A 13814-nucleotide genomic window follows, 5' to 3' on the forward strand; every position below is an offset into this window, starting at 1 on the left:
AATTCCTCATTAACCATGCAGCATCCTGCACAGGCAAATAATGCTGAACGTGAAAAAGGCGCGGTTTCCCGCGCCTTTTTCTTCTTGAGACAACCCTGTTCTACTGAACAGACTCGCCGTGCAACGCGATGTCGAGACCTTCCATTTCTTCCTGCTTTGTCGGGCGCAGACCCATGATGGCCTTGATCACATAAAGGATGATGGCTGTCGCAACTGCGGTGTAAACAATCGTAACTGCCGCACCGAAGAACTGCTTGCCCATGGTTGCACCTTCACCAGCAGCATTGATTGCCACATCAGCAAAGAAGCCGGTCAGGATCGCGCCAACAAAGCCGCCAACACCGTGTACACCGAAGGCATCGAGCGAGTCGTCGTATCCAAGGGCGTGCTTGAGCTTAACCGCTGCCACGTAGCAGATAAGGCCTGCAATGATACCGATGATCAGTGCGCCCGTTGGGTTGACGAAACCAGCGGCAGGCGTAACGGCAACGAGACCTGCAACGGCACCCGAGATGATGCCAAGAACGCTTGGCTTACCGGCGATTGCCCATTCAGCAAACATCCAGGCAAGCGCTGCACCAGCGGTCGCAACCTGTGTGTTGAGCATAGCCACAGCAGCGAGCGAATTGGCACCAGCAGCCGAACCAGCGTTGAAGCCGAACCAGCCCACCCACAGGAGAGCCGCACCAATGACCGAGAGAACGAGGTTGTGCGGTGCCATGTTGATGTGGCCGTAACCATCGCGCTTGCCAATGATAAGGGCTGCAACAAGACCGGCAACACCAGCATTGATGTGAACAACCGTACCACCAGCAAAGTCGAGAACACCGTCAGAACCGAGGAAGCCGCCGCCCCATACCCAATGCGCCACCGGCACATAGACGATGAAGAGCCACAGAACCATGAAAACGAGCATGGAGGAAAATTTCATTCGTTCAGCAAACGAACCTGCAATCAGCGCAGGCGTGATAACCGCAAAGGTCATCTGAAACACGATGAAGAGATATTCAGGAATGGTTCCGGTGAGCGATTCCATCGTCACGCCCGACAGGAATGCCTTATCGAAACCACCGATGAAAGCGTTCATCGAACCGCCATCGGTGAAAGCAAGCGAGTAGCCAAAGAACATCCACAAGACCGACATAAGGCAGGTGATGGCGAAGCTCTGCATCACAGTGGAAAGCACATTTTTCTTGCGAACCATACCGCCGTAGAAAAGTGCGAGACCAGGAATGGTCATCATCAGCACGAGCGCGGTTGAAGTCAGCATCCAGGCGGTGTCGCCCGTATCAAGGCTCGGGGTCGCTTCGGCTGCATCCTGTGCAAAGGCTGTTCCCGCTAATACGAGCAGCGCAGGAAGGGTGGCAAATGCCGTCTGCTTGAATCTTTCAGTTATGAGCATCGAGTATCTCCGTCGAATGGCGGCTTCAAACGCGTCTGCGCTGAAAAGACCGGTTCGAACTAAGAGAAACAAAAATCGTGCCAGTTATCGACCACCACTCCATAGAAATGCAATTTTTCTGATGTCTCATGCTCAATGATGTCTCAAAACTATCAGTTGGACGCTATATTTTCGCCCAAAATGCGGGCTTTTCGGTAAACTCGATAAAAGGTGAAAGCACCGAAAAATCTTTCGATGAGAAAATAAAAGCGGTCTCGCCCGGATGGGCAAAACCGCTTTAAGTGATTCATCGGATTCAATTTTTAGCCGTAGAGTTCATTTTACGCCAACGACCGTTGCATAAAAATTAAACACGCGCATTGCCGATGATTAAAATATCATCATTTGGCTTTTTCATGCACACGAATAAGCCCTTCCTGCGCAACCGACGCGATTAACAAGCCATCGCGGGTGTAAAGGGCACCACGGTTAAATCCACGTGCGCCGGAGGCGCTTGGGGTATCCTGCGTGTATAAAAGCCAGTCATCAAGCCTGCATGGGCGATGGAACCACATCGCATGATCAAGGCTCGCCACCTGCAGATCACGATCAAAAATCGTGCGTCCATGCGGGTGAAGCGAAGTGTCCAGCAATGTCATATCGGAGAGATAGGCAAGAATGGCCGCCTGAAGCGCACGATCATCCGGCACGATGCCGCGCGCGCGCACCCATACATGCTGTCTTGGCGCCAGTTTTTCCCGCGAAAAATAGTGTTTGAGCGACACCGGCTTAATCTCGATGGGACGCTCCTGCTCCCAGTATTTGCGCACACCCGACGGAGCCAGATGCAGATATTCGTCTTTCAGATCATGATCGCCCACCAGTTGCTCAGGCATCGGCAGGCCCTCCGGCATTTCGATCTGATGATCAAGACCCGGCTCATCAATCTGAAATGAGGCGGAGAGAGTGAAGATCGCCTTACCGTGCTGCTTTGCCAAAACGCGACGCGTGTTGAAGCTCGAACCATCGCGAATACGGTCAACTTCATAAATAATCGGGATTGCCGGATCGCCCGGACGCACGAAATAGCCATGCAAAGAGTGAACCTGCCGCTCTGCCTCCACCGTGCGCTGGGCTGCAATCAGCGCCTGACCGATCACCTGTCCGCCAAAAACCCGCTGCCAGCCCACTTGCGGGCTGTTGCCACGGAAAAGATCCACTTCCAGCGTTTCAAGATCAAGCGTTTCAAGAAGCTGCTGCATGGCAGCCGTTTGCTCGGCCTTTGATAGATTGGTCTTTTCATTATTGGACATGGACAGCCTGTCTCCTGAAACCCTATATAGAGAACATATTCTTGATGAACTGTTTGGGCTTGCACAAGGGAAACTGTCAAGTTCCCACAAACTGTCGCAGCCTTATCTGCTTCATCGAAGAACGATCTGAAAGGAAGAGCTATGTCCGCCGAAGCCACACAAAATGCAGCCAACAAACGCGATCTGGTGATTGCAGGTGGTGGCTATGTCGGCCTTGTGACTGCTGTTGCTGTCAAATCCGCAGCCCCGCATCTTTCCGTAACCGTCATTGATGGTGCACCGGCTGGCGCATGGAAAAATGACCCGCGTGCTTCTTCCATTGCCGCTGCAGCCTCGCGCATGCTTGATCAACTTGGCTGCTGGCAGGAGATTGTCACAGATGCACAGCCAATTACCGAAATGGTCGTCACAGACTCCCGCACCTCTGATCCCGTGCGTCCAGTCTTTCTGACATTCTCTGGTGATGTTAATCCCGGCGAACCCTTTGCGCATATGGTGGAAAACCGCGTTCTCAACACCGCCCTTCACAGAAAAGCGGATGAACTCGGCATCACCTTTATCGAAGGCATGAGTGTCGAGAATTTTGAAACACTGCCCGAATCCGTCACAGTTTCTCTGGCCAATGGCGAAACAATCTCCACGCGCTTGCTGATTGCCGCTGATGGAGCGAAATCGCGCCTGCGTGATATTGCAGGCATCAAAACCGTTAACTGGGATTACGACCAGTCCGGCATTGTTTGTAATGTTTCCCATGAACGCCCACATGGAGGCCGTGCCGACGAACATTTCCTGCCTGCTGGTCCATTTGCAATCCTGCCGCTGAGAGGCAATCGCAGTTCACTCGTCTGGACAGAACGCACCGCCGATGCGGAGCGTCTCATCCGGGAAGATGACTTCATCTTCGAAACAGAACTCGAACAGCGTTTTGGCCATCGCCTTGGCGCACTCACAGTCGAAGGCCCACGCCGCGCCTTCCCGCTCGGCCTCACCCTGGCACGCGAATTTGTAAAACCGCGTTTCGCGCTTGTGGGCGATGCAGCCCATCGTATTCATCCGATTGCAGGCCAAGGTCTCAATCTCGGTTTCCGCGATGCTGCAGCGATTGCAGAAGTGATCGTCGAGACAGACCGCCTTGGCCTCGACATCGGCTCTTTTGCGGCACTGGAACGCTATCAGGCATGGCGCCGGTTCGACACGGTACAGATGGGTGTCACCACAGACGTGCTGACCAAACTCTTCTCCAACGACAATCCGGCTGTGCGCACCATTCGCGACATTGGGCTGGGTCTTGTGGATCGCGTTCCGAGCCTCAAGTCGTTCTTTATTAAACAGGCGGCTGGTCTTTCGGGCGACACTCCGCGCCTGCTGCAAGGAGAAGCGATTTAGTCTCAGCACGACCACTGGAAAAAGCTTTCACGTCTGCTAAAAAAGCGAAATGTAATATAGGCGTGGGGGCCTCGGGGCATGTATATCAATAAACGATTGATCGATGTGATCCTGCACGCCCAGGCAAGCTTGTGGTCAACCACACGCGTACACAAACTATCCAAAATAGCGGGTGCGATTGCTATCATTACCGCTATGGCGTCCGCCGTCATCTATTCAGCCGTTAAGCCTGACAATAATTGGGATATGATCGCCTATATCGCGACAGCCCTGGAAAACCGTTATCCCGATGCAGAACAGCTACATACGGAAACATGGCGGCAAGTCGCCGAAGTGGCATCAGAAGGTGAACTTCAAGTCTTGAAACACGATGGGGGCTTTCGAAGTGCCCAATGGGAGAGCCCCGACAGTTTCAAATCACTGTTGGTGATGTATCGTGTCAAGGCTGGCTATATTCAATTGCTGCGCTGGGTTGAGCCTTATACAGGCCTTGTGCGCGGCGGCCATCTTATCAGTATTGCAGCCTCGATTACGATTGGGCTTCTCACGCTGTGGTTGCTCGCCAGCTATCAATCGCTTCAGGCTGGCCTCATCGTGGGCCCCGTACTTTTGCTAGCCGGCTATGGACCGATATCGTCAGCTGTGTTTCCTGATATCATCATGGCAGCGCTATCCCTCGCTGCCATTTTTGCCATTCTGCGTAAACATGACTGGCTGGGTGCGATGCTACTCGTGCTCTCCTTCACAGTTCGCCCGGATAATATCATCATGATATTCGCCCTATTGATCACAGCATTCCTGTTCGGCTGGCGAAAACTCCCACTTCTGATCGCCTTCGCAGTGTGCATCGCAGCAGGATTAATAATGGAGAAAACTGCGGGGCATCCGGGGTGGTGGGCGCACCTCTATTTCACTTGCATTAATATGCCAAACTCTATGGCTGGTTTTAATCCGGATTTTTCGCTCGTCCTTCTGATCAAAGCCTATATTCGAGGTATCATACTCGCACTTTATCTCGAAAGCTGGCCCTCAATACTTCTGATAGCACTGGTCGCATGGATCGCAATGGCGAGAGCTGGGATCCGGTCAGATATACCGCGACTAAATGGTATCATCTTCGCTATGGTCATCGGAATTCTTGGAAAGTTTGTTTATTTTCCGATGCCCTATGATCGCTTCTTCTTCAACATGATTGTAATCATGGTCCTCATGCTTTCACTGGCATGGGCAGACGATACAAACCGTAAGATTGGCCAGAGATGACACTGGAACCCATCTGAATGCGCCCTATGTGGTTTTTAAACCCAACAGAGGAGTTTCATCATGGATAGAAAAGCAACAGCCGTCTGGAAAGGCACGCTCAAAGAAGGCAAAGGTACGCTCAATACACAGAGTGGTGCCTTGAAAGATCTGCCTTATGACTTCAAAGCGCGCTTTGAGGATGAAAGCGGCCGCGCTGGCACCAATCCGGAAGAATTGCTTGGTGCAGCGCATGCAGGCTGCTTTGCTATGAACCTCTCAGCACTTCTGACAAAAAATGGCACGCCGGCTGAAAAGCTTGAAGCAACAGCGGCGGTCACAGTGGTTCCTGCCTCTGGTGGTGGCTTTGAGATTACGCGCAGTGCTTTGACGCTGAATGCAACCATTCCCGGCATATCAAACGACGATTTTCAGAAGCTCGCTGAAACAGCGGAAAAGACATGCCCGCTTTCTAAAGCACTTGGTGCCATAGAAGTTACGCTGGACGCCAAACTGGTATCATAAAATAGAAGCGGGCATTGCCCGCTTTTTCATTCTGGCAGATGACAGACGGCTTCGATGTTATGGCCGTCGGGATCGGTGACGAAAGCCGCATAATAATCGGGGTGATAATGTTCTCGGATTCCGGGTTTACCATTATCGCGCCCACCAGCCGCGATAGCCGCCTCGTAAAAGCGGTCGACTTCAGACCGGGTTCCCGCTGAAAAGGCCACATGCAAAACGCCCTCCAGCTTTGAACCCTTCTGCTTGCCAATCCAAAACTCCGGCTTACCGTTGCGGCCATAGCCAACCCAGTCACCAAATTCCATCGCACGCGAAATACCAAGTGGTTTTAGCGCGGCATCGTAGAATGCACTGGACTTGGGCATGCTGGAAATATTGAAACCGATATGATCAAGCATGATGAAACCTTCAAACGAGGAGTAAACTTCTGCTTTCTGATCAGATATGGGCAACACGAAAAAATCAAGTATCAGCCAGATCGTCGGCAAAAGAAAAGGGAGGTAAAACCTCCCTTTAATTCTTCATTTGACTGCCGCGATTACACGCGGCGCTCAACCATCGTTTTCTTAATTTCGGTACAAGAGGCGTTGAGGCCACAGGCCGAAAGGGAAACAAAAAGGCGATTGCCGCGATTACACGCGGCGCTCAACCATCATTTTCTTAATTTCGGTACAAGAGGCGTTGAGGCCACAGGCCGAAAGGGAAACAAAAAGGCGATTGCCGCGATTACACGCGGCGCTCAACCATCATTTTCTTGATTTCGGCAATCGCCTTGGCAGGGTTAAGACCCTTCGGGCAAGTCTGCGCGCAGTTCATGATCGTATGGCAGCGATAGAGACGGAACGGATCTTCGAGATTATCGAGACGTTCGCCCTTGGCTTCATCGCGGCTGTCAATCAGCCAGCGATAGGCCTGAAGCAGCACAGCCGGTCCGAGATAACGGTCGCCGTTCCACCAGTAGCTTGGGCACGAGGTCGAGCAGCAGGCGCAAAGAATGCACTCGTAAAGACCATCGAGCTTCTGGCGATCTTCGTGGCTCTGCAACCATTCCTTCTGTGGCTCTGGAGAAACCGTCTTGAGCCATGGCTCAATCGAACGGTGCTGCGCATAGAAGTTGCTGAGATCAGGCACAAGATCCTTCACAACCGGCATATGCGGCAGCGGGTAAACCTTGATAGAACCCTTGATTTCGTCCATGCCCTTAGTGCAGGCAAGCGTGTTCGCGCCGTCGATATTCATCGCGCAGGAACCGCAAATGCCTTCACGGCATGAACGGCGCAGCGTCAGCGTCGGATCAATCTTGTTCTTGATATAGAGAAGACCGTCGAGCACCATCGGGCCGCAATCGTCGCGGTCGATATAATAGGTATCGATGCTCGGATTTGCGTCGTCATCCGGCGACCAACGATAAATGCGGAACTCCGTTACATTCTTGGCTCCATCTGGACGCGGCCAGGTCTTGCCTTCCTGCATACGGGAATTCTTGGGAAGTGCGAGTTCAACCATTGCTCATTCCCTCGATTAGTAAACGCGCTTTTTCGGCGCGATTTTGGCCAGACTGATACCGCCTTCTTCCTCGGTCGTCAGCGGATCGAGATGGACAGGGCGATAATCAAGCTTCACGTCGCCATTTGGCGACAGCCAGGACAGGGTGTGTTTACGCCATTCGGCGTCATTACGATCCGGAAAATCCTCATGCGCATGTGCGCCACGGCTTTCCTGTCGAGCTTCAGCCGAAACAACTGTCACCATGGCGTTTGCCATCAGGTTTTCCAGTTCCAGCGTTTCAACCAGATCGGAATTCCAGATCATTGAGCGGTCAGACACCTTAAGATCAGGCAATTCTTTCCAGATTTCCGCCATACGCGCCACGCCCTGCTTGAGCGATTCTGACGTCCGGAACACGGCGGCATCTTCCTGCATCGTGCGCTGCATCTTTTCGCGCAGTTCTGCGGTTGGCGTATTGCCGTTCGCATAACGAAGACGATGGAAACGTTCCATGATCTTGTCGCACGCAGCTTCGTTGATGTCCGGGATCTTTGCAGAACGATCAATAACTTCGCCAGCGCGGATAGCCGCCGCACGGCCAAACACAACAAGATCGATCAGCGAGTTGGAGCCGAGACGGTTTGCACCATGGACCGATGCGCAACCAGCTTCACCCACAGCCATCAGGCCCGGCTGAACGCGGTCCGGATCTTCCTTGGTCGGGTTGAGCACTTCGCCCCAATAATTGGTTGGAATACCGCCCATATTGTAGTGAACGGTCGGCAGAACCGGGATCGGTTCCTTGGTCACATCAACGCCTGCGAAAATCTTGGCCGACTCGGAAATACCGGGCAGACGTTCATGCAGAACAGCCGGATCAAGATGGTCGAGATGCAGGTAGATGTGGTCTTTGTTCTTGCCGACGCCGCGACCAGCGCGGATTTCCATAGTCATGCAGCGCGAAACGACGTCACGTGAGGCCAGGTCCTTGGCAGAAGGTGCATAACGCTCCATAAAGCGCTCGCCTTCGGAATTGACGAGATAACCGCCTTCGCCGCGTGCGCCTTCGGTAATCAGGCAGCCTGCGCCGTAAATGCCGGTCGGATGGAACTGAACAAATTCCATATCCTGAAGCGGAAGGCCCGCGCGTGCCGCCATACCGCCACCGTCGCCGGTGCATGTATGCGCGGAGGTTGCAGAGAAGTACGAACGGCCATAGCCACCCGTCGCCAGAACCACCATCTTGGCAGAAAAGCGATGGATCGTGCCGTCATCAAGGTTCCAGGCCACAACGCCGGTGCACACACCGTCGGTCATGATCAGATCAAGCGCAAAATATTCGATGAAGAACTGCGCATTGTTTTTCAGCGACTGGCCGTAAAGCGTGTGCAGGATCGCGTGGCCGGTACGGTCGGCAGCAGCACAGGTGCGCTGAACCGGAGGGCCATCACCAAAGTTCTGCATGTGGCCACCGAACGGGCGCTGATAAATCTTGCCCTCTTCGGTACGCGAGAACGGCACACCGTAATGTTCAAGCTCGTAAACCGCAGCAGGAGCCTCACGCGCCAGATATTCCATCGCGTCGGTGTCACCCAGCCAGTCCGATCCCTTAACGGTATCGTACATATGCCACTGCCAGCTGTCCGGGCCCATGTTTTTGAGCGATGCCGCAATTCCACCCTGCGCTGCAACCGTATGGGAGCGCGTCGGGAAAACTTTGGTGATACAGGCTGTCTTCAGCCCCTGTTCGGCCATACCAAGTGTTGCGCGCAGACCGGCACCACCGGCACCCACCACGACAACATCAAATTTGTGATCAACGAATGTGTAGTTCTTTTCGCCCGCAGCACCAGCTGCATTGTTTTGTGCACTAGCCATCGGGCTATCAACCTCCGAAGCTCAGCTTGAGGATCGCGTAAACGCAAACCACGCCTACAACCACCGTGAAAAAGGTGTTGAGCATGACCAGCAGAACCTTCAGGCCTTCGCTGTGAATGTAATCTTCAATAACAACCTGCATGCCAAGACGCATGTGGTAAACGCCGGTCAACACGAACAGCGCCATCACCAGAGCGGTGAAAGGATGCGCCAGAACGGCTTTCACTTCCGCATAGCTTGCGCCTTGCAGCGAAATGACGAGACCAACGAAAAACAGAACCAGCGGAACGAGCGCCAAGGCGCTCATCCGCTGAAACCAGAAGTGGCCCGTGCCTTCCTTGGCAGACCCCAGACCGCGAACCTTGCCGAGAGGTGTACGCATATCGTTCATGTCAGAACTCCTTTCAGCGCACTGCTAAAGCAACAACCCAGACAAGGATTGTTACAGGCAATGAGAAGGCAAGCGTTGCCCAGGCAATCTTGCTGGCTGTGTGCTTTTCAAGTCCGGCACCCATGTCCCAGATGAAATGGCGCACGCCACCAGCCAGATGGTGCAGCAACGCCCAGGTGTAGCCAAACAGAACAATGTAGCCGATCCACGAATTGTAGACCCAGCTCACAGTGTTAAAAGCGTCTTCACCGATGGCAGCGGCAATCAGCCAAGCAGCGAGAAGAACGGTTCCGAAATAAAGCGCAACACCGGTGATACGATGGATGATCGACATCGTCATCGTAATCTTCGGTCGATAAATCGACAGATGTGGCGACAAAGGACGCTGACGCGTAACAGTCGGTTGTGTCATGGCTCTCGTGGGCTTCCCTGACGTTTCCACCCGCCTCATCACTGACCAACTTTGTTTGGCATGACGAAGCAGATGTGGGCTTGTAAAAAGCCCAGTTCGATGTCGTTCGCAGCGCAAGGAAACAGAATTGTTCGATCCTGCGCCAGCACGACCCAGAAAATATGGCTTGATCGTGTCGAACGACCCTATGTGGCGCTTTCTACTGCGCTTTTACCACCACGTCAAAGAAGCTTTTTCACGAAAAGACTAACAATTGGTCGCACCTGGACGACACTTTCACGTGATTTAGGAATTCAAACGATTGAAGCCCCGTATTTGGCAAAACATGTGTAATTTCATCCACTTTTACCAATGAAACTCAGCTCCCGAAGCGAATCACATAGCTGGACCAGTCAGCGGCCGTAGCGACCTGTTCATAGAGCTTGCGACCATCTTCCGGAACGCGCGGCGCATTGAGCACAAGCTTTGACCAGCTGCGCTCTTCGGCCTTGTCAGCCAGAACATCAATCAGCGCTTTCGCAATGCCTTTGCCACGATGATCATGATGAACGTAAATGTGATCCACCTGCCCTGCACGCAGGCCGGAAACCGGCTCCGGCAGATCAAAGAAAATGACAAAACCAACAAGATCGCCATCAACGCGCGCACCAAGGATTTCGGTCGCACGATCCTGCAACAGATGCTCGGCATAAAAATCATCCGGTCGACGTGGCGCACCGCGTTTCAATGCCTGCGCATAGCTTGCAAGCAGAGGCGAGAACTCATGAGCATCACGCAAATGCAAAAGTGCAATATCGACGGCATGATCTGTGGTCATTTCAGTCCTTTCCTCCAAACGCATCCCCAAAAACGGGAGTGCGGCGATTGTAGACAACAGCCCGCCCATAGGTAAAGCATATCCGTATAATTCAACGTGTTTTATCGGGCTCTGTTGGTGCCACGCAATTCGACAACATTGTCATCAAGCATCATAGGTAAAGCCGTGCGGACGCAATTACGGCCATTCTTCTTGGCCTCATAAAGTGCTGCATCAGCGCGTTTGTAGACATCAGAGAAAAAGTCATCAAACTCCATCTCAGTCACACCGAAACTGACCGTGAATGTAACTTCACCACCGGAGGTGGGCAGGGAAATATCGGCACAAGACAACCGCGCACGCTCCGCAAAACGCCATGCTGACTGGATCGTATGACCGGGCAACAGCACAGCAAACTCCTCGCCCCCCATACGTGCCGCAATGCCACCCTTCGCTGCTGCCGTGCGGCGTAACTCATCAGCAAATACCGCGATCACCCGGTCACCCAGAGCATGTCCGTGCGTATCGTTGATGAGTTTAAAGTAATCAATGTCGCAGACGATCAGCGACAGTGCCTGCCGCATCCGTTTGGATTTTTCGATGGCGGCTTCGGCTCTAAATTCGAAACCACGCCGATTGAGCAATCCCGAAAGCTGATCAGTCTCCGAACGCAGCGTCACATCGGAAATCAGCTCTCCCATGAGGCTTAAAAGCAGCAGCAAACCTCCAGCGACCGAAAGCCCTGCACCAATCGACTGGACCAAAAGCGCATAGTCCGTGCGAATATAATCATCAGGCGATGCACCAGCCCCACCAACCAGATTGGCCAGCACAGGCTTGATCAGAAAATGAATTGCACTCACCGTAAACAAGCCCGCCATCAAGCCATCAAGAGCACCCCAGGCACGGCCAAAAGGCCTTGTACGAGCTCTACTGCTTGTTCGGCTATGAATCACAATCCAGACTGCAAGCATGAGGATTAAAAAATACGGCAATTGATAGAGAATACGACCCAGCATTTCACTGCGCGCAATATCGTAAATACTATAAATTAACAGCAGGGAGGCGGCAGAAAGAATACCCAGCGGTAGCCATGGCACGGGCAACGAATACATCCGTGCAAGGCCAATCACGAGAAATGCCATCGTGAGAAAATACATACTAAAGCCAAGCATGTAGGCGAATTTCGGGTTTGGAATTGACGGCGTCAGAAGCTCTGTGAGGAAGTAGAGCATCGCAAAAACAAAGCCGATGCCAAAAACCGGTGCCGCACTATTGTCACGCGCATAGGCCGCAATACCAAAAAAAGTAAGCGCAAACAGACCGGAGACGGTCATATTGATCAAAAGTATGAACTCAGCGCCGTCCATCCGTGCGTCCCGGCATATATGTTTGCTGACGCTAAATAACGGCGTCTTTTAAAAAACTATATTAGACCAAAAAAGTGAAAAAGCATCTAATTTAGATCAATACATCGCGTGCCCTTCAAAAAACAAAAAGACCGCCGGATTGCTCCGGCGGCTTTCAGATTCATAGACTGGAAAAATCAGTTCCAGTCGCGAATGTCGACGAAATGACCGGCAATTGCCGCAGCCGCGGCCATCGCTGGCGACACAAGATGTGTGCGGCCCTTGAAGCCCTGACGGCCTTCAAAATTACGGTTCGAGGTCGACGCACAACGTTCACCTGGCTTCAAGCGATCATCATTCATCGCAAGACACATTGAGCAGCCCGGCTCACGCCAGTCAAAGCCTGCTTCGATGAAAATCTTGTCGAGACCTTCGGCCTCCGCCTGCTCCTTCACAAGACCAGAACCCGGAACGATCATGGCGCTGACACCTGCAGCAACTTTCTTGCCAGCAGCCATACGGGCTGCATCGCGCAGATCTTCAATGCGTCCGTTCGTGCACGAACCAATGAAAACACGATCGATCTTAATGTCGGTCATCTTGGTGCCCGGCTTCAGATCCATATAATCAAGCGCACGCCACTTCGATGCGCGCTTGGTTTCGTCCTTGATTTCGTCTGGATTCGGAACGATGTCGGTCACAAAGACCACGTCTTCCGGCGAAGAACCCCAGGAGACAACTGGCGAAATTTTAGCAGCATCCAGTTCAACGATCTTGTCGAAATGCGCACCTTCATCCGAATGCAACGTCTTCCAGTAACCGATTGCCTGCTCAAGAGCCTCGCCCTTCGGCGCGCGTGGCTTGTCGGCGACATAAGCAAAAGTTGTTTCGTCTGGCGCGATCAGTCCGGCGCGGGCACCACCCTCAATCGACATGTTGCAGACGGTCATGCGACCTTCCATCGAAAGAGAGCGAATGGCGCTACCTGCATATTCGATCACGTAACCGGTGCCACCTGCGGTGCCGATTTCGCCGATGATAGCAAGTGTGATGTCCTTGGCGGTAACGCCCGGAGCCAGTTCGCCTTCAACACGCACCAGCATGTTCTTGGCTTTTTTCTGGATCAGCGTCTGGGTCGCGAGAACATGCTCGACTTCCGATGTGCCGATACCGTGTGCCAGCGATCCGAAAGCACCGTGAGTTGACGTGTGGCTGTCACCACAAACAATCGTCATGCCCGGCAGCGTAAAGCCCTGCTCCGGTCCGACAATGTGCACAACGCCCTGACGTCGGTCCCGTTCCGAGTAATATTCGACATTGAAGTCGGCCGCATTTTTTGCAAGCGCTTCAACCTGAATACGGCTTTCTTCGTTATTGATACCGTTTACGCGGTCTTTTGACGTTGGAACGTTATGATCGACAACCGCGAGCGTCTTCTCAGGGTGACGCACTTGCCGACCCGCCATGCGCAAGCCTTCAAAAGCCTGCGGGCTTGTCACTTCGTGCACAAGATGGCGATCAATATAAAGGAGGCAGGTACCATCGTCCTGCTGGTCCACTACATGGTCATCCCAAATCTTGTCGTAAAGTGTACGCGGCGCGCTCATTGCGAGAGTTCCTTTGAATAGTTCTTAATTTGAGCTGTCATATGCACCC

At 52.9% G+C, this 13814-nt stretch carries 14 protein-coding genes; 4 read left to right on the forward strand and 10 right to left on the reverse strand.

The features are described from left to right. Positions 1–100: 100 nt before the first annotated feature. Both RI570_RS05610 and tesB read right to left on the reverse strand, forming a co-directional pair. Positions 101–1402, reverse strand: coding sequence for an ammonium transporter (locus RI570_RS05610; RefSeq protein WP_313827407.1), 1302 nt, complete (start codon positions 1400–1402; stop codon positions 101–103). Between the two features lie 380 nt (positions 1403–1782). Continuing rightward, complete coding sequence (gene tesB, locus RI570_RS05615; protein WP_313827408.1) at positions 1783–2694, reverse strand: acyl-CoA thioesterase II; 912 nt, start codon at positions 2692–2694, stop codon at positions 1783–1785. Between the two features lie 141 nt (positions 2695–2835). On the opposite strand from tesB, the gene RI570_RS05620 reads away from it, so the two are divergent. The 3 genes from RI570_RS05620 to RI570_RS05630 all read left to right on the forward strand — a co-directional run bounded on the left by RI570_RS05620 (position 2836) and on the right by RI570_RS05630 (position 5844). Continuing rightward, positions 2836–4080, forward strand: a complete 1245-nt coding sequence (locus tag RI570_RS05620; protein WP_313827409.1) for a ubiquinone biosynthesis hydroxylase — start codon at positions 2836–2838, stop codon at positions 4078–4080. A gap of 78 nt (positions 4081–4158) precedes the next feature. Then, positions 4159–5343, forward strand: coding sequence for a hypothetical protein (locus tag RI570_RS05625; protein ID WP_313827410.1), 1185 nt, complete (start codon positions 4159–4161; stop codon positions 5341–5343). A gap of 60 nt (positions 5344–5403) precedes the next feature. Continuing rightward, the gene (locus RI570_RS05630) at positions 5404–5844 is read left to right on the forward strand and encodes an OsmC family protein (protein WP_313827412.1); all 441 of its coding nucleotides are present in this window, start codon (positions 5404–5406) and stop codon (positions 5842–5844) included. Between the two features lie 26 nt (positions 5845–5870). Here the strand turns inward: RI570_RS05630 and RI570_RS05635 are convergent, their stop codons facing one another. After that, positions 5871–6242, reverse strand: a complete 372-nt coding sequence (locus RI570_RS05635) for a VOC family protein (RefSeq protein WP_313827413.1) — start codon at positions 6240–6242, stop codon at positions 5871–5873. Between RI570_RS05635 and RI570_RS05640 the strand changes: the two genes are divergently transcribed. Then, a complete protein-coding gene (locus RI570_RS05640; protein ID WP_313827414.1) occupies positions 6231–6602 on the forward strand; it encodes a hypothetical protein in 372 nt (123 codons plus the stop codon). The two genes, RI570_RS05635 and RI570_RS05640, sit on opposite strands and share 12 nt — an antisense overlap. On the opposite strand, the gene RI570_RS05645 is transcribed toward RI570_RS05640, so the two are convergent. The 7 genes from RI570_RS05645 to leuC all read right to left on the reverse strand — a co-directional run bounded on the left by RI570_RS05645 (position 6571) and on the right by leuC (position 13765). Continuing rightward, entirely contained in the window at positions 6571–7350 is a 780-nt protein-coding gene (locus tag RI570_RS05645; protein ID WP_007872174.1) for a succinate dehydrogenase iron-sulfur subunit, read from the reverse strand. The two genes, RI570_RS05640 and RI570_RS05645, sit on opposite strands and share 32 nt — an antisense overlap. 15 nt (positions 7351–7365) lie before the next feature. Next, entirely contained in the window at positions 7366–9210 is a 1845-nt protein-coding gene (sdhA, locus tag RI570_RS05650) for a succinate dehydrogenase flavoprotein subunit (RefSeq protein WP_313827415.1), read from the reverse strand. Positions 9211–9217: 7 nt separating this feature from the next. Further along, complete coding sequence (sdhD, locus tag RI570_RS05655; protein WP_313827417.1) at positions 9218–9601, reverse strand: succinate dehydrogenase, hydrophobic membrane anchor protein; 384 nt, start codon at positions 9599–9601, stop codon at positions 9218–9220. Between the two features lie 13 nt (positions 9602–9614). Next, positions 9615–10013 carry a succinate dehydrogenase, cytochrome b556 subunit gene (gene sdhC, locus RI570_RS05660; protein ID WP_313827418.1) on the reverse strand — a complete coding sequence of 133 codons (399 nt, stop codon included), beginning with the start codon at positions 10011–10013 and terminating at the stop codon, positions 9615–9617. 358 nt (positions 10014–10371) lie between these two features. Continuing rightward, positions 10372–10830, reverse strand: a complete 459-nt coding sequence (locus RI570_RS05665; protein WP_313827419.1) for a GNAT family N-acetyltransferase — start codon at positions 10828–10830, stop codon at positions 10372–10374. A 101-nt stretch (positions 10831–10931) separates the two neighbouring features. Then, positions 10932–12179 (reverse strand): GGDEF domain-containing protein, encoded by a 1248-nt coding sequence (locus tag RI570_RS05670; RefSeq protein WP_313827420.1) that lies wholly within the window; start codon positions 12177–12179, stop codon positions 10932–10934. 176 nt (positions 12180–12355) lie between these two features. After that, on the reverse strand, positions 12356–13765 hold the full coding sequence (gene leuC / locus RI570_RS05675; RefSeq protein WP_313827421.1) for a 3-isopropylmalate dehydratase large subunit: 1410 nt from the start codon (positions 13763–13765) through the stop codon (positions 12356–12358). Between the last annotated feature and the right edge of the window lie 49 nt (positions 13766–13814).

It is taken from the genome of Brucella pseudogrignonensis (assembly GCF_032190615.1).
Classification (GTDB): domain Bacteria; phylum Pseudomonadota; class Alphaproteobacteria; order Rhizobiales; family Rhizobiaceae; genus Brucella; species Brucella pseudogrignonensis_B.

Coding starts and splice junctions, on each gene's coding strand:
- tesB (WP_313827408.1), bottom strand. CDS start 2,694: ATGTCCAATAATGAAAAGACCAATCTATCAAAGGCCGAGCAAACGGCT.
- sdhC (WP_313827418.1), bottom strand. CDS start 10,013: ATGACACAACCGACTGTTACGCGTCAGCGTCCTTTGTCGCCACATCTG.
- RI570_RS05620 (WP_313827409.1), top strand. CDS start 2,836: ATGTCCGCCGAAGCCACACAAAATGCAGCCAACAAACGCGATCTGGTG.
- sdhD (WP_313827417.1), bottom strand. CDS start 9,601: ATGAACGATATGCGTACACCTCTCGGCAAGGTTCGCGGTCTGGGGTCT.
- RI570_RS05635 (WP_313827413.1), bottom strand. CDS start 6,242: ATGCTTGATCATATCGGTTTCAATATTTCCAGCATGCCCAAGTCCAGT.
- RI570_RS05630 (WP_313827412.1), top strand. CDS start 5,404: ATGGATAGAAAAGCAACAGCCGTCTGGAAAGGCACGCTCAAAGAAGGC.
- sdhA (WP_313827415.1), bottom strand. CDS start 9,210: ATGGCTAGTGCACAAAACAATGCAGCTGGTGCTGCGGGCGAAAAGAAC.
- RI570_RS05610 (WP_313827407.1), bottom strand. CDS start 1,402: ATGCTCATAACTGAAAGATTCAAGCAGACGGCATTTGCCACCCTTCCT.
- RI570_RS05625 (WP_313827410.1), top strand. CDS start 4,159: ATGTATATCAATAAACGATTGATCGATGTGATCCTGCACGCCCAGGCA.
- RI570_RS05670 (WP_313827420.1), bottom strand. CDS start 12,179: ATGGACGGCGCTGAGTTCATACTTTTGATCAATATGACCGTCTCCGGT.
- RI570_RS05645 (WP_007872174.1), bottom strand. CDS start 7,350: ATGGTTGAACTCGCACTTCCCAAGAATTCCCGTATGCAGGAAGGCAAG.
- leuC (WP_313827421.1), bottom strand. CDS start 13,765: ATGAGCGCGCCGCGTACACTTTACGACAAGATTTGGGATGACCATGTA.
- RI570_RS05640 (WP_313827414.1), top strand. CDS start 6,231: ATGATCAAGCATGATGAAACCTTCAAACGAGGAGTAAACTTCTGCTTT.
- RI570_RS05665 (WP_313827419.1), bottom strand. CDS start 10,830: ATGACCACAGATCATGCCGTCGATATTGCACTTTTGCATTTGCGTGAT.